This is a genomic window from Sphingomonas naphthae (assembly GCF_028607085.1).
In the GTDB taxonomy this organism is placed as follows: domain Bacteria; phylum Pseudomonadota; class Alphaproteobacteria; order Sphingomonadales; family Sphingomonadaceae; genus Sphingomonas_Q; species Sphingomonas_Q naphthae.
Window position 1 is genome coordinate 2,711,395 of the sequence record NZ_CP117411.1, and the last position, 24,023, is coordinate 2,735,417.

General features: G+C 68.3%; 23 protein-coding genes and 1 tRNA gene. 9 read left to right on the forward strand and 15 right to left on the reverse strand.

Annotated features, from left to right (window positions below; genetic code table 11):
• Positions 1–253: 253 nt before the first annotated feature.
• From PQ455_RS13020 to PQ455_RS13035, 4 genes are all read right to left on the reverse strand, one after another.
• Positions 254–682 (reverse strand): ExbD/TolR family protein, encoded by a 429-nt coding sequence (locus tag PQ455_RS13020; protein ID WP_273686520.1) that lies wholly within the window; start codon positions 680–682, stop codon positions 254–256.
• A gap of 22 nt (positions 683–704) precedes the next feature.
• On the reverse strand, positions 705–1,187 hold the full coding sequence (locus PQ455_RS13025; RefSeq protein ID WP_273686521.1) for an ExbD/TolR family protein: 483 nt from the start codon (positions 1,185–1,187) through the stop codon (positions 705–707).
• A 103-nt stretch (positions 1,188–1,290) separates the two neighbouring features.
• Complete coding sequence (locus tag PQ455_RS13030; protein WP_273686522.1) at positions 1,291–2,046, reverse strand: MotA/TolQ/ExbB proton channel family protein; 756 nt, start codon at positions 2,044–2,046, stop codon at positions 1,291–1,293.
• Between the two features lie 84 nt (positions 2,047–2,130).
• Positions 2,131–2,793 carry an energy transducer TonB gene (locus tag PQ455_RS13035; protein ID WP_273686523.1) on the reverse strand — a complete coding sequence of 221 codons (663 nt, stop codon included), beginning with the start codon at positions 2,791–2,793 and terminating at the stop codon, positions 2,131–2,133.
• A 236-nt stretch (positions 2,794–3,029) separates the two neighbouring features.
• On the opposite strand from PQ455_RS13035, the gene PQ455_RS13040 reads away from it, so the two are divergent.
• Entirely contained in the window at positions 3,030–3,896 is an 867-nt protein-coding gene (locus PQ455_RS13040; protein ID WP_273686524.1) for a hypothetical protein, read from the forward strand.
• Between the two features lie 135 nt (positions 3,897–4,031).
• On the opposite strand, the gene PQ455_RS13045 is transcribed toward PQ455_RS13040, so the two are convergent.
• Positions 4,032–4,799 carry an SDR family oxidoreductase gene (locus tag PQ455_RS13045; protein WP_273686525.1) on the reverse strand — a complete coding sequence of 256 codons (768 nt, stop codon included), beginning with the start codon at positions 4,797–4,799 and terminating at the stop codon, positions 4,032–4,034.
• Complete coding sequence (locus tag PQ455_RS13050) at positions 4,796–5,248, reverse strand: dihydroneopterin aldolase (protein ID WP_273686526.1); 453 nt, start codon at positions 5,246–5,248, stop codon at positions 4,796–4,798. Before PQ455_RS13050 ends, PQ455_RS13045 begins: the two co-directional genes overlap by 4 nt.
• A 106-nt stretch (positions 5,249–5,354) precedes the next feature.
• Here PQ455_RS13050 and PQ455_RS13055 point away from each other — a divergent pair, with 106 nt between their 5' ends.
• On the forward strand, positions 5,355–5,870 hold the full coding sequence (locus tag PQ455_RS13055) for a GNAT family N-acetyltransferase (RefSeq protein ID WP_273686527.1): 516 nt from the start codon (positions 5,355–5,357) through the stop codon (positions 5,868–5,870).
• 66 nt (positions 5,871–5,936) lie between these two features.
• Here the strand turns inward: PQ455_RS13055 and ruvC are convergent, their stop codons facing one another.
• Both ruvC and PQ455_RS13065 read right to left on the reverse strand, forming a co-directional pair.
• A complete protein-coding gene (gene ruvC / locus PQ455_RS13060; RefSeq protein WP_273691371.1) occupies positions 5,937–6,437 on the reverse strand; it encodes a crossover junction endodeoxyribonuclease RuvC in 501 nt (166 codons plus the stop codon).
• Positions 6,434–7,177, reverse strand: a complete 744-nt coding sequence (locus PQ455_RS13065) for a YebC/PmpR family DNA-binding transcriptional regulator (RefSeq protein WP_273686528.1) — start codon at positions 7,175–7,177, stop codon at positions 6,434–6,436. The genes ruvC and PQ455_RS13065 overlap by 4 nt, the downstream gene beginning before the upstream one ends.
• 79 nt (positions 7,178–7,256) lie before the next feature.
• Between PQ455_RS13065 and PQ455_RS13070 the strand changes: the two genes are divergently transcribed.
• On the forward strand, positions 7,257–7,421 hold the full coding sequence (locus tag PQ455_RS13070) for a hypothetical protein (RefSeq protein ID WP_273686529.1): 165 nt from the start codon (positions 7,257–7,259) through the stop codon (positions 7,419–7,421).
• Positions 7,422–7,533: 112 nt separating this feature from the next.
• On the opposite strand, the gene PQ455_RS13075 is transcribed toward PQ455_RS13070, so the two are convergent.
• Together PQ455_RS13075 and PQ455_RS13080 are read right to left on the reverse strand one after the other, a co-directional pair.
• Positions 7,534–7,773 (reverse strand): DUF2312 domain-containing protein, encoded by a 240-nt coding sequence (locus PQ455_RS13075; RefSeq protein ID WP_273686530.1) that lies wholly within the window; start codon positions 7,771–7,773, stop codon positions 7,534–7,536.
• A 210-nt stretch (positions 7,774–7,983) separates the two neighbouring features.
• On the reverse strand, positions 7,984–8,289 hold the full coding sequence (locus PQ455_RS13080) for a DUF1244 domain-containing protein (RefSeq protein ID WP_273686531.1): 306 nt from the start codon (positions 8,287–8,289) through the stop codon (positions 7,984–7,986).
• A 173-nt stretch (positions 8,290–8,462) separates the two neighbouring features.
• Here PQ455_RS13080 and pyk point away from each other — a divergent pair, with 173 nt between their 5' ends.
• The gene (gene pyk, locus PQ455_RS13085) at positions 8,463–9,854 is read left to right on the forward strand and encodes a pyruvate kinase (RefSeq protein WP_273691372.1); all 1,392 of its coding nucleotides are present in this window, start codon (positions 8,463–8,465) and stop codon (positions 9,852–9,854) included.
• 130 nt (positions 9,855–9,984) lie between these two features.
• Here the strand turns inward: pyk and PQ455_RS13090 are convergent, their stop codons facing one another.
• The 5 genes from PQ455_RS13090 to PQ455_RS13110 all read right to left on the reverse strand — a co-directional run bounded on the left by PQ455_RS13090 (position 9,985) and on the right by PQ455_RS13110 (position 16,444).
• Positions 9,985–10,392 carry a DUF3035 domain-containing protein gene (locus tag PQ455_RS13090; protein ID WP_273686532.1) on the reverse strand — a complete coding sequence of 136 codons (408 nt, stop codon included), beginning with the start codon at positions 10,390–10,392 and terminating at the stop codon, positions 9,985–9,987.
• On the reverse strand, positions 10,385–10,888 hold the full coding sequence (lspA, locus tag PQ455_RS13095; protein WP_273686533.1) for a signal peptidase II: 504 nt from the start codon (positions 10,886–10,888) through the stop codon (positions 10,385–10,387). Before lspA ends, PQ455_RS13090 begins: the two co-directional genes overlap by 8 nt.
• Positions 10,885–13,857: an isoleucine--tRNA ligase gene (gene ileS, locus PQ455_RS13100; protein ID WP_273686535.1), complete on the reverse strand. Its 2,973-nt coding sequence runs from the start codon at positions 13,855–13,857 to the stop codon at positions 10,885–10,887. The genes lspA and ileS overlap by 4 nt, the downstream gene beginning before the upstream one ends.
• 154 nt (positions 13,858–14,011) lie before the next feature.
• Complete coding sequence (locus PQ455_RS13105; protein WP_273686536.1) at positions 14,012–14,944, reverse strand: bifunctional riboflavin kinase/FAD synthetase; 933 nt, start codon at positions 14,942–14,944, stop codon at positions 14,012–14,014.
• Positions 14,945–15,109: 165 nt separating this feature from the next.
• Positions 15,110–16,444, reverse strand: coding sequence for an APC family permease (locus tag PQ455_RS13110; RefSeq protein WP_273686537.1), 1,335 nt, complete (start codon positions 16,442–16,444; stop codon positions 15,110–15,112).
• A gap of 61 nt (positions 16,445–16,505) precedes the next feature.
• Here PQ455_RS13110 and PQ455_RS13115 point away from each other — a divergent pair, with 61 nt between their 5' ends.
• From PQ455_RS13115 to PQ455_RS13135, 5 genes are all read left to right on the forward strand, one after another.
• Positions 16,506–17,774, forward strand: coding sequence for a dipeptidase (locus PQ455_RS13115; protein WP_273686538.1), 1,269 nt, complete (start codon positions 16,506–16,508; stop codon positions 17,772–17,774).
• Positions 17,775–17,902: 128 nt separating this feature from the next.
• The gene (locus PQ455_RS13120; protein WP_273686539.1) at positions 17,903–19,096 is read left to right on the forward strand and encodes an efflux RND transporter periplasmic adaptor subunit; all 1,194 of its coding nucleotides are present in this window, start codon (positions 17,903–17,905) and stop codon (positions 19,094–19,096) included.
• Positions 19,097–19,103: 7 nt separating this feature from the next.
• Positions 19,104–22,298, forward strand: a complete 3,195-nt coding sequence (locus tag PQ455_RS13125; RefSeq protein ID WP_273686540.1) for an efflux RND transporter permease subunit — start codon at positions 19,104–19,106, stop codon at positions 22,296–22,298.
• Positions 22,295–23,830 carry an efflux transporter outer membrane subunit gene (locus PQ455_RS13130; RefSeq protein WP_273686541.1) on the forward strand — a complete coding sequence of 512 codons (1,536 nt, stop codon included), beginning with the start codon at positions 22,295–22,297 and terminating at the stop codon, positions 23,828–23,830. The genes PQ455_RS13125 and PQ455_RS13130 overlap by 4 nt, the downstream gene beginning before the upstream one ends.
• Positions 23,831–23,899: 69 nt before the next feature.
• A tRNA-Val gene (locus PQ455_RS13135) sits at positions 23,900–23,974 on the forward strand.
• The last annotated feature ends 49 nt before the right edge of the window (positions 23,975–24,023 follow it).

Sequence of the window (24,023 nt, forward strand, 5' to 3'; positions counted from 1 at the left end):
ACCGGTACGGTTTGGGGGAAGCCCCCTCCGTAAGCCCTTCGGGCCGCCACCTCCCCGTGCCGGGGAGGATGCCCCTCCACATTCCTGCGGCGGCCCGTTTCGCGAGCCAGCTTCACGGCTGCGACTTGCCCCCGGCAAGTCGCAGATCGCCGTTACCACCCCTCCCCATGCACTGCATGGGGAGGAATGTAGCGCACAAAAAAGGGGCGGCCCCTTGGGAGCCGCCCCTGATCTGCTGTTCGGACGTAGGCGATCAGAAGGTCGCGTAGGCCTCGTTGCCGACGAAACCCATCTTCTCGACTTCGGCCTTCTTCGTGACGGCCAGAACCTGATCGACCAGCTCGTAGCGAGCCTGGGGATCGGGCTGGAGGTGAAGCTCCGGGATCGGGTTCATCACCTGCGTCTGATCGAGATACTGCTTCAGGATGCCGAGGCTGATCGGCGACCCGTTCCACAGGATCTGGTTCGTCGGGGTCACGATGATCTTGTTCTTCACGGGATCGATCGGAGGCGGGGTGTTCGTGTTCGAGTTCTGCGGCAGATCCAGTTTCACCGCGTGGGTCTGGATCGGGATCGTCAGAATGAACATGATGAGCAGCACGAGCAGGACGTCGATCAACGGCGTCATGTTCATGTCCATCATCGGCTCGCCTTCTTCCTTGCCGCCGGCTGCCATGGCCATGGTGCTATTCCTTTACCAAAGATCAGAGGCGAGGCGCGACGGTGCCCGCCGGCGGTTCGGAGATGAAGCCGACCCGAGCGAAGCCTGCGCGCTGCATGTTGAAGACGGCCCCGCCGATGCAGCGGTAGGGCGTATTGATGTCGCCGCGGATGTGCGCTTCCGGGAGTTCCAGGCCGGCGGCGTTGACGCCGCCCTGCTTGTCGATCTCCTTGCGGAGCTTGTCGACCGCGCGGGTCAGCAGCTCTTCGGAATGGACACGCGTCTGACCCCAATAGACTTCGCAGTCACCGCCTGCGCCGCCCTTGATCGAGAGGACGACATTTTCCGGCTTGGTCGTCGTCGGCTCGAAGACGACCTTCGGCAGCGTTACCGGCACGGTCTGGATGGCAACCGGCACGGTGATGAGGAAGATGATGAGCAACACCAGCATGACGTCCACCAGGGGAGTCGTGTTGATGTCCGACATCGGGGCCCCATCTTCACCGGGGCCTGCGCTCATTGCCATGTGACTAGGATCCTACTCTTCTTCGGGCGGAGGCCGGTCGATGCGCCGGCCTCTTCAAATACGGTGCGGGGCGGTGACACGGGCCGCCGCCCCGGCGACCGCATTACGCCTTCGGGTTGATCGCTGCCGAACCGGTCTTCATCGGCGGAGCGACGGCAGCGCGCGAGGCGACCGCCGGCTTCAGCGCGCCGTTCGACACAAGGTAGCCGTGCAGGTCGGTCGAGAAAGCGCCGATCTGCTCGGCGACGACCTTGTTGCGACGCGACAGCCAGTTGTAGCCGAGCACCGCGGGAACCGCGACGACCAGACCGATGGCGGTCATGATGAGCGCTTCACCGACCGGGCCGGCGACGGCGTCGATCGAGGCCTGACCCGACGCACCGATCTTCACGAGCGCGCGGTAGATACCGATCACGGTGCCGAGCAGACCGACGAACGGCGAGGTCGAACCGACGGTGGCGAGCACCGCGAGGCCGTTGCCGAGCTTCGAGTTGATCGCCGCCTGGCTGCGGCCGATCGAGCTGTGCAGCCACTCATGCTGGTCGACCGGATCGATCAGCTTGGTGTGCTCTTCCTGGGCGCGCAGGCCGTCGTCGACGATCTGGCGATAGGCCGAGTTCTTGTCGAGCTTGGCGGCGCCTTCGCGGAGCGACGGGGTGCCCCAGAACGAGGTGCGGACGCGCTTCGCCTGGTTCAGGATGCGCTGCTGCTCGATGAGCTTGGTGAAAATGATATACCACGAAGCGGCGGACATGATCACGAGGATGATGAAGATCGTCCAGGCAATCGTGCCACCCTGCTCGAGGGCGGCCATCAGGCCATACGGGTTCTCGGCGGCGCCGGGCGCAGGAGTAGCCATCTGTCAGTTTTCCTTCTGGAACAGCAAGATTAGGTCAAACAAGAGGACCGGGCGGGAAGGACGAGCCCCACCGCCCGGAACCGATCAATCCTTCGGCAACTGCCACGTGAAACGAAGGGTCTTGGTCCCTCCGCCCGTGGGGTTGCCGGCCGCGTCGAGGGCCGGCGAATAGCGGCCACGACGGGTCACGAGCGAGCATGCCGCATTGTCGAGAGTGGGCGAGCCACTGGACGTCGTGATGCGGCAGTTTTCGATGCGACCCTGGGAATTCACGTCGAACGTGAGACCCGTGGTGCCTTGCTCCTCGTTACGGATGGACGACGACGGATAGTCGTCCTGCGTAACCCAGCTGCCCGGATTGCCCTTGGCGGCGGCCGCCTTGGAAATCGTGGGAGCCGGCGGCGGTGGCGGCGCGACCGGGGCGGTCGGCGTGATCACCGGCGGCGGCGCGACCGGAACCGTCTGAATCACCGGCGCCTGGATCTGCGGCGGGCTGACGATCGGCGGAGGCGAAACCAGGGGCGGCGGTTCGATCTTCTGCTCGGGTGGCGGGGGCGGCGGGGGCTCCACCGGGGGCGGCGGCTCTTCCACGACGTCGACAACGCTAAGATCTTTGGCGACCTTCTTGACGACGCTCATGGCTAGGCCGGTGATGAATGCATACCCGATAAGGGCATGCAGGAGCACGACAAGACTGATCGATACGATCTTGCGCGTGCTCATCGCAGGCTGGTCGACGTAGGCCATTAAGGAATCACGCTCCCTTAAACTCTGTATGCCTGCCACCCTGAGACGTCGGCCGATGCCCGTTGCTACGGTTACGGCCCATGCCTCCGAAATGTTTTCGTGCTGGCGGGACGGCACTTACCTATCCCGGCGCACAGCGGAGCGCAAACGCTTTATAAATGGCTTGAAAGGCGCGTTTGGCGCATCAATATGCTATCGGATGGCCGCCCCGCGCGGCGCCCGGAACCGGAGGATCCATGCCGCCTTCCCGTCGGCTCGCCGCCGTTTTGCCCCTGTGCCTGATCGCCGCCGCCAGCATCGCGCAGCTTCCCAGAAATGGCGCCAATCCGGTTGTATCGCCTCAGAATTCCGCCACGATTTCCTATGCCGACACCGCTGACATGGTGCTCGCGGCGCCGCTCCTGGCGATCGTGACGGTCGACCAATCGACCGCTTTGAAGGGCCCGCAGGCGGCCGGGGTGGCGCCCGGACTGGCCCGCCTTTTCGTCGAGGCGACGGTCGACACCCTGGTGCGCGGGGCCGGCGGGATTTCTCCCAAAGTTTCTTACCTGGTGGATATTCCCCTCGATACGGCGAATCGCACCCCCAAGCCGCCGAAGCTGAAGAAGCAGCGATTCCTCGTCCTCGCCCGCCCCGTCGCGGGCCGGCCGGCCGAAATCATGCTCGTCGGCCCCAAGGCGCACATCCCCTGGACGCCCGATGCCGAGGCCCGCGTGCGCCGCGTGCTGGCCGAAACGCTCGCCCCCGGCGCGGCGCCCGCGATCACCGGCATCACCAGCGCCTTCCACGTCCCCGGATCGCTGCCGGGCGAGAGCGAGACGCAGATCTTCCTCAAGACCGCCGACAGCCGCCCCATCTCGCTCAATGTCCTCCGCCGCCCCGGCGAGCGGCCGCGCTGGGCGGTGTCCCTCACCGAGATGGTGGACAATAGCGCCGCCCCGCCGCCGCGCGATACGCTCCTTTGGTACAGGCTGGCGTGCGGCCTGCCGCGCCTGATGCCGCAGACGGTGGTGGACAGCCTGCAAGGCGCCGACAAGGCGGCCGCGCAGGCGGATTATCAGCTTGTGCTGGCGGGTCTGGGGGCGTGCGGGCGGAGTCGTTAGTTTGATCCAGCTACGCTGGATCAGGGGCGGCACCGGCCCGCACCCCCACCCGACCGCCCATAGCATATCCTGAATGGGCGGTCGGGTGGGGGTGCGGGCCGGTGCCGCCATCCGCCGCAAGGCGGATAAAAAACGTCAGTCCCGCTCCAGCCGCACGAAATCCCGATCGTAGCTGACGAGGCTGGCGCCGCCGTCGACGAACAATATTTGCCCGGTCGAGCTGCGCGCGCGCACCGCCCACGCCACGGCGTCGGCGATATCCTCCGGGCTCGCCAGCCGGCCGAGCGGCATCGTTGCCGCCAGCCGCACCATCTGGCCGGGGACATATTCATTGGTGGGGATCGTCAGGCCGGGGGCCACGCCCAGCACGCGGGTATGCGGCGCGAGGGTGCGGGCGAGCAGGCGGGTCGCCTCGGCCAGCGCCAGTTTCGAGAGGGTGTAGGACGGCTGATCGCCGTGCGGATGGGCGATGCGCTGGTCGAGGATGTTGACCACCACCGCCGGCGCCGCAGCACTCGCCCGCGCCGCGACCCGCGTGGCGAGGATCGTGGGGGCGGCGGCGTTGACCCGGAAGTGGAGCGCGTAGCTCGCCATGTCGGCGGTGGCGAGATCGTCCTCGGTCCACAGCGAGGCGGAATTGACCAGCACGTTGGGCGCGCGGCCGAAATGCGCCTCGATCGCCGGAATCAGCCCCTCGACATCGCTTTCGTCCGCGAGATCGGCGGGGAAGGCCGCCCAGTCGGTGGCGTGGGCCGCGATCGCCGCCGCCAAGGCGGCATCGGGATCGGCATGTTCGCGATAATGGAGCGCGAGGCTCATCCCCTCGCCCGCCAGCCGCGCGGCGATGGCGGCGCCCAGCCGCCGCGTGCCGCCCGTGACCAGCGCGAGCGGCGGGAGGCTCATCGGCCGCTCTGTGGCCGATGCCGGCTGAGCGTCATGCCGATCCGCTCGCCGCCGTGGCTGATCGCGAGCTTCACGACCTTCACCTCGACCCGCACGATCCGCGCGTCCTGAAGGAAGAGGGTGTCGGCGATATGATCGGCGACCGCCTCGATCAGCACGAAGTGCTGGCCGGTCGGCAGCGCGCCGTCGATCGCGAAGCGCAGGTCCATGTAATTCTTGGACGCCGCCAGCGGCGTATCCGGCGTGAAGCGATCGGGCGCGATCATGTCGGCGGTGACCGAGATCAGCAGCGGCTGCGGCAGATGCGTCTCTTCGGAATAGACGCCGGTCAGCACGTCCACCTTCACGTCGCTCACCTCCAGCCGGAGGAGATCGCGCGGGTCGCTATCCGGCAGCGCCAGCGGGGCGGCGGCGAAATCGTCGATCGGAAGCGTGGCGGTGGCGGACATAATGGAGACGGGAACCTGACTGGGAACGAATGGCCGCGCCCCTAGCATCCCTCGCCCGCGCTGCCTACGCTTGCATGTCACATCCATGGCGCATAGGGGCGCCGACTTGATTTCGCTCGCCCCCCTCTCCTCCGCCGATCGCCCCGCGATCGAGGCGCTGCTCGACGAAGCCTTCGGGGCGGACCGCCATGGCCGCACCGCCTACCGGCTGCGCGCGGGCACGGTGGAGATCCCCGAACTGTCCTTCGCCGCCTTCCGGGGCGACGCGCTGCTCGGCACGATCCAGTGCTGGCCGGTCGCGCTGACCGACGGCGACGGGGTGGAGCATCCGCTGGTGCTGGTGGGGCCGGTCGCGGTGCGGCCCGGCGACCAGCGCGACGGGATCGGGCGGATGCTGATGACGGCGATGCTCAACGCCGCCCACGCGCATCATCATGACGCGCTCACCCTGATCGGCGATCCCGAATATTACGGCCGCTTCTTCGGCTTCACCGCCGATCACACGGGCGGCTGGGAACTGCCCGGCCCGTTCGAGCGCCGCCGCCTGCTGACCCGCCTCACCCACGGCCGCACGGTCCCGAGCGATGGCGTGCTGGGACCGCGCGTCGTGGAAGAAGCCTAGAGCGACTTCGGGCTCGGCTGCGGCGAGGACGAGGGAAGCGGTTGCGGGTCGTCGTTGTACGGGCGCTTAATCCCGCACCCGCCGCATCATCGCCTTGGCGCTCGCCATATGGTGCGCGTGGGTGATCGCCACCGCCAGCGCGTCGGCGGCGTCGGGGCCGGTCAGCTTCACGCCGGGCAGCAGATGGCCGACCATCGCCTGCACCTGGCGTTTTTCCGCGCCGCCGGTGCCGACCACGGCCTTCTTCACGATGCTGGGATGATATTCACCGATCGCGACGCCCGCCGTCGCCGCCGCGAGCAGGACCACGCCGCGCGCCTGCCCCAGCTTGAGCGTCGATTGCGCGTTGGAATTGCCCAGCACCTCCTCCACCGCCGCGCCATCGGGGCGGTGGGTGTGGATCACGTCGGTCAGCGCATCGAACAGCAGGCTGAGCCGGCGCGGCAGCTGCATCGCCGGCTCGGTCCTGATCTGGCCGTTGGCGAGGTGGGACAGGCGGTTGCCGTCGGCCGCGATCAGCCCCCAGCCGGTGGTGCCGAGGCCCGGATCGAGGCCGAGCAGGATCAGCCCAGTTTCTCCATCACGTCCTCGGGCACTTCGTAATTGCCCCAGACCTGCTGGACGTCGTCGTCGTCGTCGAGCGCGTCGATCAGCTTGAGGAGCTGGCCGGCGGTATCCTCGCCGACCTCGACGGTGGTCTGCGGGCGCCACGCCAGCTTGACCGCCTCGGGCGTGCCGAGCGTCTTTTCCAGCTCGCGGGCGACGTCGTGCATGCCCTCGATCGCGGTCCAGATCTCATGGCCGTCGTCGCTGGAGGAGACATCCTCCGCGCCGGCCTCGAGCGCGGCCTCGAACACCTTCTCCGCGTCACCCGCCTTGGCGGGGTAGGCGATCAGGCCGAGGCGGTCGAAGCCGTGGCTGACGGCACCCGGCGCGCCGAGATTGCCGCCGTTCTTGGAAACGGCGGTGCGCACGTTGGTGGCGGTGCGGTTGCGATTGTCGGTCAGCGTCTCGATGATGAGCGCCACGCCGCCGGGGCCGAAGCCCTCGTAGCGGATTTCCTCGTAATTCTCGCCGTCGTTGCCCGCCGCCTTGTTGATGGCGCGCTGGATATTGTCGTTCGGCATCGACTGGGCGCGCGCCGCGATCACCGCCGAGCGCAGCCGCGCGTTCATGTCGGGATCGGGCAAGCCGGACTTGGCCGCCACGGTGATCTCGCGGCTGAGCTTGGAAAAGAGCGCCGAACGCTTCTTATCCTGCGCGCCCTTGCGGTGCATGATGTTCTTGAATTTGGAATGGCCGGCCATGGCCTCGATCTCGCGCTATAGGATGTGGATGAGGGGCTCTAGCCGCGCGACGCGCCGGCTTCAACCGATCGGAGGCAGAATGGACAGGCAACCCAATCCGGGCGCGGGGCTGATCGGCGCGGGCGTCGCGCTGATGGCCTCGGGCATCGCCCTGATGATGACCAGCAAGGGCGCCGCCGCCGGGTTGATGGCGGCGGGCGTGGCGCTGATCGTGGTGGGGCTGCGGCGGGTGCGAAAACCCTGACGCCTGCGCTGCCGGTGTTCTGGCGGACACCGGAGCCCAAGGTGGTATGCGTTGCGCTTAGTAAGCCAGGGCTCCGGCCTTCGCCGGAGCACGGTTGCGTCTGTGGCCCGGCTCAGGCCATGCCGAGCGCGGCCTTGTAGGTTTCCAGCAGAGCCTCGGCCTCGTCGCGGGCGTTCTTCTCCATCTTCCGCAGGCGGATGATCGAGCGCATCGTCTTGGTGTCGTAGCCCTGGCCCTTGGCTTCGTTGTAGACGTCCTTGACGTCGTCGGCGATGCCCTTCTTTTCCTCTTCGAGCCGCTCGATCCGCTCGATGAAAAGGCGCAGCTGATCGGCTGCGAGTAGATCGGCCATGGTGTCCCCGCTTGGTGAATCGTGAAGCCGGGGCGTTTAGGGGAGGTCGGCTACGGGGTAAACCGCGAACGGCGGCTTATCCCCAATACGGTCCACGGCGGCGATGCGCTCTTCCCGTCATTGCGAGCGCAGCGAAGCAATCCAGTTGCGACGCCGCGCCTGATCGAGAGGCTGGATTGCTTCGCTTGCGCTCGCAATGACGAGGCAGGTTCAGAACCCCCGGCCCTCGTTCTTCTTCAGGCTCGCGTTCATCCGCTCGATCTGTTCGGGGCTGGCCTCGCCCTGATAGCGACTTTTCCACTCTGCGGGAGCCATGCCGAGCACCGCCTCGCGGCCCGCCTGCCTGTCGAACGCGCCGCCCGATTCCTCGGCCAGCCAATCGCCCAAGCAATTGCGACAAAAGCCGGAAAGCCCCATCAGGTCGATATTCTCGGCATCGTGGCGGTGGCGCAGATGCTGCACCAGGCGGCGGAAAGCGGCGGCCTGGGTCGCGTCGTCGATGTCGTCGAGTGTCATTGCCTCTTCCCACGCGGTGACTATGTAGGCCCCTCGCCTAGCCCCAAGCCCCCGGCTGATCCAGCCGAGAGACGCCGACGACGAGAGGTGCCGCCTTGCAGAATGATTTCCAACCCCGCCGCCGCAAGGTTCGCGTCCTCGCCACGCTCGGCCCGGCGAGCAGCAGCCCGGAGATGATCGCGAAGCTCCACCGCGCGGGCGCCGACGCCTTCCGCATCAACATGAGCCACGGCGCCCATGCCGATAAAATCCCGCTGATCGAGGCGATCCGCGCGCTGGAGAAGCCGACCGGCCGGCCGACGACGATCCTGTTCGACCTGCAAGGGCCGAAGCTGCGCGTGGGCCGCTTCGCCGAACCGCCGGTGATGCTGAAGACCGGCGAGACCTTCATCCTCGATCGCGACCCGACGCCGGGCGACGCCGTCCGCGTCCAGCTGCCCCACCCCGAAATCTTCCAGGCGCTGACCGAGGGCGCGCGGCTGCTGCTCGACGACGGCAAGCTCACCCTGCGCGTCACCAAGGTCGGGACCGACCGGATCGAGACGCGGATCGAGGTCGGCGGGCCGCTTTCCAACAACAAGGGCCTGAACGTACCCGACGTGGTGGTGCCGTTGGCGGCGCTGACCGAGAAGGATCGCGCCGATCTGTCGTTCGCGCTGGAGCAGGGCGCCGACTGGATCGCGCTCTCCTTCGTGCAGCGGCCCGAGGACGTGGCCGAGGCGCGGCGGCTGATCGGCGGCAAGGCGGCGCTGCTGGTGAAGATCGAGAAGCCCTCGGCGATCGACCGGCTCGACGAGATCCTGGAACTGGCCGACGCGGCGATGGTCGCGCGCGGCGATCTGGGCGTGGAACTGCCGCCAGAGCGCGTGCCGCCGCTCCAGAAGCGCATCATCGAGACCGCGCGCCGGCTGGGCAAGCCGGTGGTGGTGGCCACGCAGATGCTCGAATCGATGATCCAGGCGCCTACGCCGACCCGCGCCGAAGTCTCCGACGTGGCGACCGCCATCTACGACGGCGCCGACGCGATCATGCTCTCGGCCGAAAGCGCGGCGGGCGCATGGCCGGAGGAATCGGTGGCGATGATGGACCGGATCGCGGTGTCGGTGGAGGCCGACCCCGGCTATGCCGCGCGCATCCACTTCACCGAGACCTTGCCCGACGCGACCACCGCCGACGCGCTGTCGGCCGCCGCGCAGGGCATCGTGGAGACGGTGTCCGCCTCGGGCATCTGCTGCTTCACCATATCGGGATCGACCGCGCGGCGCATCGCCCGCGAGCGGCCGTCCGTGCCGCTGCTGGTGATGACGCCCCGGCAGGTGACGGCGCGGCGGCTGGGCCTGCTGTGGGGCGCCCATGCGGTGCGCACCCGCGACGTCGCCAGCTTCGAGGAGATGGTCGCCAAGTCCAAGCGGATGGTGCTGCGCCACGGGATCGGCAAGTCGGGCGACCGGGTGGTGCTGATGGCGGGCGTGCCGTTCGGGACGCCGGGATCGACCAACGTGCTGCACGTCGTGCGGCTGACCGGCGACGAACTGAAGAATTACACGGGGCCAGAGGGCGGCTGAGGCCGGCGCCGCCCACTCCCACATCGTCATTGCGAGCGTAGCGAAGCAATCCAGCGCCGGACTGGATTGCTTCGCTACGCTCGCAATGACGAATGTCACCCCGGCCTGTGCCGGGGCGACCGTGTGGGGCTTACTGCTGCGGTGCCGGGGTCGCCGGAGCCTTCAGGATATCCTGCGTGACGGCGCCCTTGTTGACGACCGTCGTGCCGGGGTCGCCCGCCGTGGAGCGGATGCCCGCGTCGGCTTCGCGACCGGCCTGCCCCGCGATGGCGGCCTCGCCCTGGCTGACCGGCGAGGGATTGCCGAACATCGCGCTCAGCGCCTGGGTGGAGGTATCGGCCTCCTGCGGGCGCGGGGCGCCGGGGCGCGGCGGCACGAGATTGAAATCGGGCGGCACGACCAGCGGCGCGCGGCGGGCGACGGCATATTCGTCCAGCCCCGAGCGGGCCGACATCACGCCGCTCGTCTTGCCGCGACCGCAGCCGGCCAGCGCCAGAAGCGCCACGGCCGCCATCGAACCCACCACCAACTTACGCATGTACATCCTCCGAAGACCCCGCCGACTCGCGCGAGAGGATCGCGCGGATCACGAGGATCGCGACACCGATGCTAATGGCCGCATCGGCGAGATTGAAGACCAAAAAGGGTTGCCAGTCCCCGAAGTGCAGATCGGCATAGTCTACGACATAGCCGACGCGGACGCGATCGATGATATTGCCGCACGCGCCGCCCAGCACCATGCCCAGCGCCGCCCCGTCCCACGGCCGCTTTTCGCGCCACAGCCAGAAGGCGACGCCCCCGGTGATCACGAGGGTGAGCACCACCAGCAGCCAGCGGCCGATCGCCCCGTCGGCGGTGAGGAAGCCCATCGAGACGCCGTAATTCTGCACCCAGCGCAGGTTGAAGATCGGCAGCACCGCGATCTGCCCGCGAAACGGCAGCGCCAGCGGATAGGTGACATACCATTTGACGAGCTGGTCGAGCAGCACCGTGCCGAGGGCGACGAGGATGCCGGCGCGGCGGGCGGCGATCATCCGGCCACCACCTCGGCGCAGCGGCCGCACAGTGCGCTGTCCTCGGCCACGTCGGGCAGGTGGCGCCAGCAGCGGCCGCATTTGTCATGCTCGGTCTTGGCGACCTCGAAGCGGACGAGATCGTCGCCCGACATCTCGACCGCCAGCGCGGGATCGCCCTCGGTCACGGTGACCGGCGCGGTGATCGCCAGTTCGGCGAAGTCGGTGGCGCGCAACAAGGCCGCGTCGGCGGGATCATAGACCACCGCCGTCACCTCGGCCTCCAGGCTCGATCCGATCACCTTGCCCCGGCGCAGCGGCTCGACCTCGGCCGTCAGGTGCTGGCGCATCGTGCGCAGCCGCTCCCACTTCATCCGCAGGTCGTCGTTGGCCCAGGCGCCATCCACCTCGGGCCATTCGAGCAGGTGGACCGATCCGCCCGCCGGATAGCGCGTGCCCCACACTTCCTCGGCGGTGAAGCACAGGATCGGCGCGGCGTAGCGGACGAGGGCGTGGAACAGCAGGTCCAGCACGGTGCGATAGGCACGTCGCTTCGGGTCGCTCGCGGCGTCGCAGTAGAGCGAATCCTTGCGGATATCGAAGAAGAAGGCCGACAGGTCGTTGTTGGCGAAATCGGTGAGCGCGCGGGCGTAGCGGTTGAACTCGAACGCCCCGAGCGCCGCCTTCAGCTCGCCATCGAGCGTGGCGAGCAGGTGGAGGACGTAGCGTTCCAGCTCGGGCATGTCGGCCGGCGCGACCCGCTCGGCCTCGTCGAAGCCGTCCAAGGCGCCCAGCAGATAGCGATAGGTGTTGCGCAGCTTGCGATAGGCGTCCGACGTGGTGGCCAGCACCTCCTTGCCGATGCGGACGTCCTCGAAATAGTCGGTCGAGGCCACCCACAACCGCAGGATATCCGCCCCGCTCTCGCCGATGATCTTGAGCGGATCGACGACGTTGCCGACCGACTTGGACATCTTGCGCCCCTGCCCGTCCAGCGCGAAGCCGTGGGTCAGCACCGCCTTGTAGGGCGCATGGCCTCGCGTGCCGCAGCTTTCGAGCAGCGACGACTGGAACCAGCCGCGATGCTGATCCGATCCTTCGAGATACAGATCGGCGACGGTGCCCGCGCCATAGCGCGCCTCGATGGTGAAGGCGTGGGTCGATCCGCTGTCGAACCACACGTCGAGGATGTCCGACTGGGGCTCGTAATCGGCGGCGTTATGGTCGTTGCCGAGCAGCGCCTGATGATCGGCCGTCACCCAGGCGTCCGCGCCGCCCGCCCTGAACGCCGCGACGATGCGGGCGTTGACGGCGGGATCGCGCAGGTAATCGCCCGTCGCGCGGTTGACGTAGAGCGCGATCGGCACGCCCCAGGCGCGCTGGCGGGAGATCACCCAATCGGGGCGGCCCGCGACCATCGATCCGATGCGGTTGCGGCCCTTTTCGGGGACGAAGCGGGTAGCGTCGATCGCGGCGAGAGCGGTCTGGCGGAGCGTGAACTCCCTCTCCCCTTCAGGGGAGAGGGTCGGGGAGAGGGCCTGTCCTTCGAGCGATGCGGTATCGGGGGACGGCCCCTCTCCCAACCCTCTCCCCGGAAGGGGAGAGGGCTTTAGCGCCTTGTCCATCGCGATGAACCACTGCGGGGTTGCGCGGAAGATCACCTTGGCCTTGGAGCGCCACGAATGCGGATAGCTGTGCTGGAAATCGGCGCTGGCCGCCAGCAGCCCGCCCGCCTCGCGCAGATCGGTGCAGATCGGGCCGTCGGGGGCGTTGAACTTGGGGTTGATGACCGAGCCCTGCCCACCCAGCCAGCCCCAGTCGGCGCGATACTTGCCGTCGCCCTCGACCGCGAAGACCGGATCGATCCCGTGCGCCTTGCACAGCAGGAAATCGTCCTCGCCATGATCGGGCGCCATGTGGACGAGCCCGGTGCCCGCATCGGTGGTGACGAAATCGCCGGGCAGCATCGGCCGGGGCTTCGCGAAGAAGCCGCCGAGATGGTGCATCGGGTGGCGGACGAGCGTACCGGCGAGATCGGCGCCTTTGAAAGCGCCGTCACACTCTACCGAGACGCCCTGATCGCTCGAACCAGACGCAATTGGGGGTAGCCCGACCCGCTTGGCGAACTGTGCATAGAGCGCCGTGGCGACCAAGGCCGACTTGATCCCGCTTGAGTGGCCGACAATGTTGAGGTGCACATACTCAACCTCCGGCCCATAAGCCAAAGCCTGGTTCACCGGGATCGTCCACGGCGTGGTCGTCCAGATCACGGCGTGCGCGTTGACCAGCTCGGGGATCGGGCTCTCGACGATCTCGAACGCCACGTCGATCTGGGTCGAGGTGATGTCCTCATATTCCACCTCGGCCTCGGCCAGGGCGGTCTTTTCCACCGGGGACCACATCACCGGCTTGGCGCCGCGATAGAGCTGGGCACTTTCGGCGAATTTCAGCAGCTCGCCGGCGATCGTGGCCTCGGCGTCATATTTCATCGTGAGGTAGGGATCGTCCCAGTCGCCCATCACGCCGAGGCGCTTGAACTGGTCGCGCTGCACATCGACCCAGCGTTCGGCATAGGCGCGGCATTCGGCGCGGAAGGCGATCGGGTCGACCTGATCCTTGTCGAGCTTCTTCTTGCGATATTGCTCCTCGACCTTCCATTCGATCGGCAGGCCGTGGCAGTCCCAGCCGGGGACGTAGGGCGCATCCTTGCCGAGCAGGCTCTGGCTGCGGACGACGATGTCCTTCAGCACCTTGTTCATGGCGTGGCCCATGTGGATGTCGCCATTGGCGTAGGGCGGGCCGTCGTGCAGGATGAACCGCTCGCGGCCGGCGCGCGCCGCGCGGAGCTGGCCGTACAGATCGTCCGCCGCCCACTTGGCCAGTATAGCCGGCTCCTTCTGCGCGAGGCCCGCCTTCATCGGAAAGTCGGTCTTGGGCAGGAAGACGGTGGCGCGCCAATCGGGCGCCGCGGGCTCGGGCTGGTCGGTCATGGTGGCGCGGGCCTTAGCGCAAACTTCGCCCCGTGCGAATGTTTTGCGGCACTTCGCGCGCCCCCAACCCGTTCGCCCTGAGCGAAGTCGAAGGGCGTGCGACCGGGCGACACCGCTTGGGGCACGTCCTTCGACTTCGCTCAGGACGAACGGGCTATAGAGTTTCCGCCAACACCCGCCGCGCTTCCGCGCAATCCTTGTCCATCTGCGCCACCAGCGCGTCGAGCGTGTCGAATTTCGCCTCGGGGCGGAGGAAGCGGATCAGCTCCACCTCCAGCGGCTCGCCATAGAGATCGCCGGTGAAATCGAACAGGAACGCCTCGAGCAATTCCTTCGGCGGATCGAAGGTGGGGCGGATGCCGAGGTTGGCGGCGCCATCGAACACGCGGCCATCGGCCAGCCGCGCGCGGACCGCGTAGATGCCGTATCGGGCGCGCTGATACTCGCCCATCTCGATATTGGCGGTGGGGTAGCCGATCGTGCGGCCGAGCTTGTCGCCGTGGCGCACCCCGCCCCGGATCGCGAAGGGGCGGGTGAGGAGCGCGGCGGCGGTGTCCATGTCGCCCTCGGCGAGCGCCATGCGGATGCGGCTGGAGGAGATGGGGGTGCCCTCGTCCTCCACCGGGGAGACCGCCTCGGCGACCAGCCCGCGCGCCTCGCCCAGCGCCTGCAACGCCGCGACATCGCCCGCGCGGCGGGCGCCGAAGGTGAAATCGAGGCCGGTCACGACATGCGCGGCGCCCGCCTTGCCGATCAGATGATCGGTCACGAACGCCTCCGGGCTGACGCCGGCGAGCGCGGCATCGAAGCGGAAGGTGAGCATCGCATCGGCGCCGGCGGCTGCGAACAGGCGGGCGCGCTGTTCCATGTCGGTCAGCAGGAAAGGCGCGGCGGCGGGGCGGAAATAGCGGACGGGGTGCGGATCGAAGGTGGCGACGATCGCCGGGCGCCCGGAGGCGCGCGCCAGATCGACCGCGCGACCGACCACCGCCTGATGCCCCCGGTGGAAGCCGTCGAAATTGCCCAGCGCGACCACGCCGCCGCGCAGATGCGGCGGCACCGGGCGGTCGCTCGTCAGCCGCTCCATGGGGCGGGGCTATAGGGGGGCGAAAGGGCGATGCCTAGGGTGAACCATGTTCGTCGCCCCGGCGCAGGCCGGGGCCTCCGGCCGCTGGGGGTGACAGGGTGGCAGCGACGCCCTCGCTCCAAGCCTCCCGAGGCCCCGGCCTGCGCCGGGGCGACGGGCCATTCTTCAGGCCGCCCGCCGCCGCACCGCCCAGAAATAGACCGCGCTCGCCGCGATCACGCCGATCAGCGCGACGATCTCCAGCCATTCGCCGAGCGCCACCAAGGCCACCATCGCGACGATGCCGATCACCGAGGCCAGCGGCAGCAGGCGGAAGGCGAGCGGGGTGCCGAGGATCGCCACGCCGCGCCTAGCCAGCGCCCAGGCGGCGGCGCAGGCGAACAGGTAGATGCCCGCCGTCGCCAGCGCGGAGAGGACGGCGAGCTGGACGAAGGTGCCCGTTACCGCGAGCAGCGAGGCCAGCAAAGTATGGACGATGATCGCGCGCGCCGGGACGTGGGTCTTGGGGTGCAGCACGCCCAGGCCGGCAGGCAGCAGCCCGTCACGGGCGAAGGCGAAGAGGGTGCGGGGCGCGCCGAGCAGGTCGCTCGCCAGCCAGCACAAGGCCGAGAACGCCGCGCCGCCCAGCAACACCACGCGCAGCGCCGGGGCGACGGTGGCGATCGCGTCGGCGAGCGGGGTTTTCGAGGTGGCGAGCGCCGGGCCCATCAGGCCATCGGCGACGATCTGGATCAGGATGTAGAGTACGCCGACCAGCCCCATGCCGAGCAGGATCGCGCGCGGGATGGTGCGCGCGGGCTGCGCCACCTCGCCCGAGGCGCCGAGCGGGGTTTCCATGCCGGACAGGGCGAACATCGCGAGGATGACGGCGCGGCCGAAATCGTCGCCGATGCCGAGTTCGGGCGTGGCGGCGGCGGCCTCCGGCGCGCGCATCAGCAAGGCGACGCCGCCGACGACCACGAACAGGACGAGCGGCATCAGCTTGATGAAGGTGACGGTGCTGATGAAGCGGGTCGCGGTCTCGACCCCGCGCATGTTGACCCACGCCAGCAGCGCCAGCACCGCGATCGCCAGCGCGCCATGCGCCAGCGGGTTGGTGAAGACCGGCAGGGCCGAGCCGACGGCATCGGCGAAGGCGGCGGCCAGCCCGCCGCAGGCCAGCACGGCGGCGAGATAGACCAGCACGCCCGTGACGAACCCGGCGAGCGGCCCGAAGGCGGCCTCGACATAGCCATAGGGGCCGCCGCTGGTCGGCACGCGGCTGCCGGCCTCGGCGAAGCAGATCACCACAGCGCCCATCGCGACGAGGCAGGCGATATAAGCGAGCGGCGCGTGGCTGCCGGCCGATGCGGCCATCGCGGCGGGCAGGCGGAAGATGCCCGCGCCGACCACCTCGTTGACGATGCTCGCGGCCAGCGCGATCACCCCCATCTTGCGGAGGAGCCCCGCGTCGCGCGCGGCTTCCTGGGTGGCGACGGGTGCGGAGGGGGCGATGCTCATGCGCGGAGCTTGCATTGCCGACCACCGCACCGCAACAAAAGGTTGATACGGAGGATCAACGATGCGCGCGCGGCTGTTCATGACATTGGTGCTGGGCCTGATGGCGGGCGCGGCGCGGGCGGAGATCGCGCCGGCGGTGAAGGCACGGATCGATCGCATCCTGAAGGCGACGCCGCTGATCGACGGGCATAACGATCTGCCGTGGGAATTGCGCAAGCGGCTCGATGCGAAGACGGGCTATCCCGACATCGCCGCCGGCACCGACGCGGGGGCCGAGCCGCTCCACACCGATATCGCCCGGCTGCACGCCGGCGGGGTGGGTGCGCAATTCTGGTCGGCGTGGATCCCCGCGAAACTGTCGGGCGACGCGGCCATCCGCACCACGCTGGAGGAGATCGACATCATCCGCCTGACGGTGGCGCGCTATCCGCGCGATCTGGAGCTGGCGACCACCGCCGACGATATCGTCCGCATCCACAAGGCCGGGCGCATCGCTTCGCTCATCGGGGTGGAGGGCGGCGCGCAGATGGGCAATTCGCTGGCCGCGCTGCGCCAATATCATGCGCTCGGCACGCGCTACATGACCTTGACCCACAGCCTGACGACAGACTGGGCGGATTCGGCCACGGATGACCCGACGCATCATGGGCTGACCGCGTTCGGCAAGGTGGTGGTCGGCGAGATGAACCGGCTGGGGATGCTGGTCGATCTGAGCCATGTCTCGCCCGAGACGATGCGCGCGGCGCTGGCGGTGACGAAGGCGCCGGTGATCTTCTCCCATTCGGGCGCGCGCGGCGTGACCGATCATCCGCGCAACGTGCCGGACGACGTGCTGAAGCTGGTCGCGGCCAACGGCGGCGTGGTGATGGTGAATTTCTATCCCCTGTTCGGATCGGAGGCGGTGCGCAAGTGGGGCGCGGATCGATCGGCCGAACAGGCACGGCTGGGTGACCTGTATCTCGGCCAGCCCGATGCGGTGAAGGCCGGCATGGCGGCTTGGGACAAGGCCCACCCCCGCCCCGCCGCCGACGTGAAGGCGATCGCCGACCATGTCGATCATATCGCGAAGGTGGCGGGCCACGATCATGTCGGCATCGGATCGGATTTCGATGGCGTGCCCTATCTGCCCGATGGGCTGGCCGGGGTGCAGGATTATCCGAACCTGTTCGCCGAACTGATCGCGCGGGGGTGGCGCGACGGCGACCTGGCGAAGCTGGCGGGCGGCAATGTGCTGCGCGCGATGCGCGGCGCGGAGGGCACCGCCAAGTCCATGGCGGGTCTGGCGCCTGCGACCGTTAGGATAGAAGATGTGGATCGTGCAGTGCAGTAGACAGCACAGGTTCATCGGAGAGGAGACTACCGGTCACTTATGCAAAGACCCGGTAGCATTTCAGGACTGACACAATGTTGCGGCGCAACGAATTGACTTGTTGGAGATCGATTCATAGGCCCGCGACTATGCTCGCTTGCCCCCCGAATCGCCGGCCAGGCGTCGCCCTGGCCGCAGCGCTGCTTTTGCTCGCCGGTTGCGGCAAGAAGGAAAAGCCCAAGCCGCCGACGCCCGAGGCCGGCTATATCGTCATCAAGACCGAGGACGTGCCGCTGCCGATCGAGCTGGCCGGCCGCACCACCGCCTTCGAGACGTCCGACGTGCGCCCGCAGGTATCGGGCATCATCAAGGCGCGGCTGTTCACCGAGGGCGCGCTCGTCCGGGCCGGGCAGACGCTCTACCAGATCGATCCGCGCGTCTATCGCGCCGATCTCAATCAGGCGGCCGCCAATCTCGCCAGCGCGCAGGCGCAGGCGCTCTCGACCCGCGAGCGGGCCAACCGGCTGGAGCCGCTGGCGAAGATCGAGGCCGTCGCCAAGCAGGATTATATCGACGCCGTCGCCACCGCGCGGCAGGCCGCCGCGTCGGTGCAGCAGACCCGCGCCGTGCTGGAAGCGTCGCGCGTGAACCTGGGCTTCACCAAGGTGCCCGCGCCGATCACCGGCCGCATCGGCCGGTCGCTCTTCACCACCGGCGCGCTGGTCTCCTCCAATCAGGCCGATCCGCTGGCGCAGATCCAGCGGCTCGACCCGATCTTCGTGGACATGCAGCAGTCGAGCGCGGAGCTGGTGCAGCTGCGCCGCAGCGCCAACGGCCGGGGCTCCTCCACCGTGCGGCTCAAGCTGGAAGACGGCAGCGACTATCCGCTGACCGGACAGGTGCAGTTCGCCGAGGCCGTGGTCGATCCGACGACCGGCGCCGTCACCCTGCGCGCGCGCTTCCCCAATCCGCAGGGGTTGCTGCTGCCGGGCATGTACGTGCGCGCCACCTTCGACCAATCGACCGCGCGCGGCGCGGTGCTGGTGCCGCAGACCGGCCTGTCGCGCGATCCCAAGGGCGGCGCCACGGTGATGCTGGTCGGCGCGGACAATACCGCCGTGCAGACGTCGGTCACCGCCACCCGCACGGTGGGCGACAAGTGGCTCGTCACCGGCGGGCTGAAGGCGGGCGACAAGCTGATCGTCGAGGGGCTGGGCAAGATCAAGCCGAAGCAGGCGATCGTGCCGGTTCCCGCCGGATCGCCGCCCAAGGCCAAGCCGGCGGGTGCCGGTGGCGCCGCCGGCGACAGCGCGAAGGGCGGCAGCGCGCCGCGCGCGGGCTGATCGCACCATGATCAGCCGGGTCTTCATCGATCGCCCCATCCTGGCGTGGGTGATCGCGATCATCATCATGATGGGCGGCATCGGCGGCATCATGGCGCTGCCTGTCGAGCAATATCCCGACATCGCCCCGCCGCAGGTGAACATCCGCGCGACCTATCCGGGCGCGTCGGCCGAAATCCTCGAATCCTCGGTCACGCAGGTGATCGAGCAGCAGCTGACCGGCATCGACGGGATGCTGTATTTCACCGCCAGTTCGTCCTCCACCGGCAGCGTCACGATCAACTGCACCTTCAACAAGGGCACCGATCCCGATATCGCGCAGGTGCAGGTGCAGAACCGGGTGCAGCAGGCGCTCGCCCGCCTGCCGTCGCAGGTGCAGCAGCAGGGCCTGACGGTCACCAAGTCCAATCCGGACTTCCTGCTCGTCATGTCGATCGCCGATCTGACGGACAAATCGACCAACCGCGACATCGCCGACTTCATGGTCTCCAATCTGCAGGACCAGATCGGCCGGCTGGAAGGCGTGGGCGACATCAACGTGTTCGGCGCGCAATATGCGATGCGCATCTGGCTCGATCCGTTCAAGCTCCAGGGCTTCAACCTCCAGCCGTCCGACGTGACGTCGGCGATCACCGCGCAGAATACGCAGGTCGGCGCCGGCCAGCTGGGCGCCCAGCCCTCGCCCGACACGCAGATGCTGAGCGCGATCGTGACCGCCAAGTCGCGCCTCCAGACTCCGGAGGAATTCCGCAACATCGTGCTGCGATCCAACCAGAATGGCGCGCAGGTGCTGTTGAAGGATGTCGCGCGGGTCGAGCTGGGGTCCGAAAACTACAATATCGTCAGCGCGTTCAACGGCCATCCCGGCGCCGGCCTCGCCGTGAGCCTCGCCCCCGGCGGCGACGCGCTGAAGACGGCCGAGACGGTGAAGAAATATGTCACCGAGCGAGCCGGCAGCTTCCCCGCCGGTTACGAAGTGGATTTCCCGCGCGATTCCACGCCCTTCATCCAGGTTTCCATCGAGGAGGTGGTGAAGGCACTGTTCGAGGCGATCGTGCTGGTCGTGATCGTGATGTTCGTGTTCCTCGGCAGCTGGCGCGCGACGCTGATCCCGGCGATCGCGGTGCCGGTGGTGCTGCTCGGCACGTTCGGCGTGCTCGCGATCTTCGGCTATTCGATCAACACGATGACGATGTTCGGGCTGGTGCTCGCCATCGGCCTGCTCGTCGACGACGCGATCGTGGTGGTCGAGAATGTCGAGCGCGTGATGCACGACGAGGGGCTCTCCCCGCGCGACGCCACCATCAAGTCGATGGGTGAAATCCAGACCGCGCTGATCGCGATCGGGCTGGTGCTGTCCGCCGTGTTCCTGCCGATGGCCTTCTTCGGCGGATCGACCGGCGTGATCTACCGCCAGTTCTCGATCACGGTCGTCTCGTCGATGGTGTTGTCGGTGGTGGTGGCGCTCAGCCTTTCGCCGGCGCTGACCAGCACGCTCCTGAAACCGGTTTCCAAGGATCCCGAGGCCGCGCCCAATCGCGCGACGGCCTTCGTCCGCCGAATGAACCAGAAGTTCAACGCCTGGTTCGAGCGGGTCGCCGATCGCTATCTCAACGGGGTGAAGCGGGTGCTGCGCCACACGGCGCTGGCGCTGGGGGCCTATGTGGTCGTCATCGCCCTGCTGTGCCTGCTGTTCTTCCGCCTGCCGACGGGCTTCCTGCCGGGCGAGGACCAGGGCCTCGCCCAGATCCAGTACACGCTGCCGCCGGGCGCCACCATCCAGCGGACGGTGGATGTTGCCGGCCGCATCCAGCGCTATTTCAACGAAGGGCCGATGAAGGACGACATCGGCAAGGTGTTCACCGTCGTCGGCAACAGCCAGCAGGGCTCGGGCCAGAACGCCGGGCAGGGCTTCATCGCGCTGACCCCGTGGGAGGAACGCAAGGGCAAGGACCATTCGGTCGAGACGATCACGCAGCGCGCCCAGCGCGATCTGGGGCCGCAGCTGCGCGACGCGCAATTCTTCGCGCTCAACCCGCCGGCGGTGCGCGGCCTCGGCCAGTCGAGCGGCTTCTCGATGCAGTTGCTCAACACCGGCGGGCTGAGCCGCGAGCAGTTCAAGGCGGCGCGCGACAAGCTGATCGCCGATGCCGGCGGCAACCCTTCGCTCTCCGCGGTCCGCACGAACGTGCTGGAGGACGTACCGACGCTGCACGTCAACGTGGACGAGAAGAAGGTGGGCGCGCTCGGCATCGCCCAGACCGACGTCAACAGCCTGCTCGGCACCGCCTGGGGCGGCGCCTATGTCAACGACTTCGTCGATCGCGGCCGCGTCAAGCGCGTCTACGTGCAGGGCGACGCCCAGTATCGCGGGAAGCCGGAGGATCTTTCCAACTGGTTCGTGCGGACCGGCACGGGAACGATGGCGCCCTTCTCCTCCTTCTCGCGCGCCGAATGGACCCGCTCGCCGGTGTCGCTCAACCGCTTCAACGGCACGTCGTCCTATGAAATTCAGGGGCAGCCGGCGGCGGGGGGCTCCTCGGGCGATGCGATGGCGGCCATCTCCGAACTGGCGGCGCAGATTCCGGGCACGTCGATCGCCTGGTCGGGTCTCTCCTATCAGGAGCGGCTGTCGGGCGGGCAGGCACCCTATCTCTACGGCCTGTCGCTGATCGTGATCTTCCTGTGCCTCGCGGCGCTGTACGAAAGCTGGTCGATCCCGCTGGCGGTGATCCTCGTCATCCCGCTGGGCCTCGTCGGCGCGGCGCTGGCGGTGACGCTGCGCGGCCTGGAGAATGACGTCTATTTTCAGGTCGGCCTGCTGACGACGATGGGGCTTTCCGCCAAGAACGCCATCCTCATCATCGAATTCGCCGAACAGGCCGAACTGAACGGGAAGTCGCCGATGGATGCCGCGCTGGAGGCCGCGCGCCTGCGCCTCCGCCCGATCCTGATGACCAGCCTCGCCTTTATCTTCGGCGTGCTGCCGCTGGCCATCGCGACGGGCGCGGGCGCCAAGAGCCGGGTCGCGATCGGCACGGCGGTGATGGGCGGGATGATTACCGCGACGGTGCTGGCGATCTTCCTGGTGCCCTTGTTCTTCGTGCTGGTGCGGCGGATCTTCCCGACCAAGCTGCACAGCCATGGCGAGCCGAAGGCCGATGGCCCCGCCCCGCATACGCCAGAGGGGCAGCCGGCATGAGCGCCGCCGTCAAGCGGGCGGTCGGCCTGACCGCGCTCGTCGCGACCCTGCTCTCCGGGTGCAGCATGGCGCCCAAATATGAGCGCCCCGCCCCGCTCGCCCCGCAGGGCTGGCCGGTCGGCGACGCCTACCTCCGCCGGAGCGAGGCCAGCCTGCCGGCGGTCGACTGGCGCGAGATCTTCCGCGATCCGAAATTGCAGGCGCTGATCGAAAAGGCGCTGACGCATAACCAGAATCTCGCGCAGGCCGCCGCCAACGTGGCGCAGGCCCGCGCGCAATATCGCATCACCCGCGCCGATCTGTTCCCGACGATCACGGGCGGCGCCGACGCCTCGGTCCAGCGCAGCCGCCGCACCACCGTCGTCACCGGCACGGGCGGCACCACGACCGGCGGGAGCACGGCGGGCGAGCGGCGGACGAGCTATTCCTATTCGGCCGACGTGGGGCTGAGCGCGTGGGAGATCGACCTGTTCGGTCGCATCCGCAACCAGACCAGCGCCAGCTTCAACCGCTATCTCGGCACCGAGGCCGGCGCGCGCGGCACGCGGCTGACCCTGGTGGCGGAGGTGGCCAACGCCTATCTCACGCTGGCCGCCGACCGCGATCTCTACAAGGTCGCCGGGGAGACCGCCGCCAGCGCGCGGCGCAGCGTCGATCTGACGCAGGCACGCCTGTCGGGCGGCATCGCGCCGCGCACCGATCTGTCGGCGGCCGAGACCACGCTCGCCACCGCCGAGAGCGATCTGGCCGAGCAGACCACCGCCATCGCGCAGGACCGCAACGCGCTCAACCTGCTGGTCGGCATGCCGCTGACCGACGCCGAACTGCCGGAGTCGCTGGCCGAGGTGGACGGGATGCTCGGCGAACTGCCCGCCGGCCTCGATTCGGGCATCCTGCTGCGCCGGCCCGATGTGCTTCAGGCCGAATATGAGCTGCGCGCGACCAATGCGGAGATCGGCGCCGCGCGCGCCGCCTTCTTCCCGCGCATCACGCTGACCGGCCTCGTCGGCTTCGCCAGCACCGCGCTGTCGGCGCTGTTCACCGGCGGCGCCTTCGCCTGGTCGGGCGCGGCCGGGGCGGCGCAGACCCTGTTCGACGGCGGCGCCACCGCCAACAATCTGAAGAGCGCCAAGGCCGGCCGCGACGCGGCGGTGGCGGGCTATCAGCTCGCCATCCAGACGGCCTTCACCGAAGTCTCCGACGCGCTCGCCCGGCGCGGCACGATCGACGCGCAATATGCCGCCCAACAGCGCCGCGACACGGCCGCCGCCAAGAATTATGAACTGGCCGACGCCAGCTATCGCGGCGGCATCACCGGCTTCCTCGACGCGCTGATCGCGCAGCGCACGCTCTATACCGCGCGACAGGCGCTGGTGGCGACGCGGCTGGTGAAGGCGCAGAATCTCGTCACCCTGTATCGCACGCTGGGCGGCGACCGCAGCATCGCCGACACGCCGATCGATCCGGCCCATGCCGATGAAGTGAATCGCGCCACGACAAGGGCGCTTGCGCCCCCCGATTCCGTCCGCTAGAGGCCGCACCTCAATTCGCTTTGATCGCGATTCACCGACCGGCCGAACCCGGAAAAGTGGCGCGATCGTGGGCGTGTAGCTCAGTGGTAGAGCACTGTGTTGACATCGCAGGGGTCGCAAGTTCAATCCTTGCCACGCCCACCAGATTAACCCCGCCTTCTCAATGAGTTGGCGGGGTTTTTCATTTCCGAAC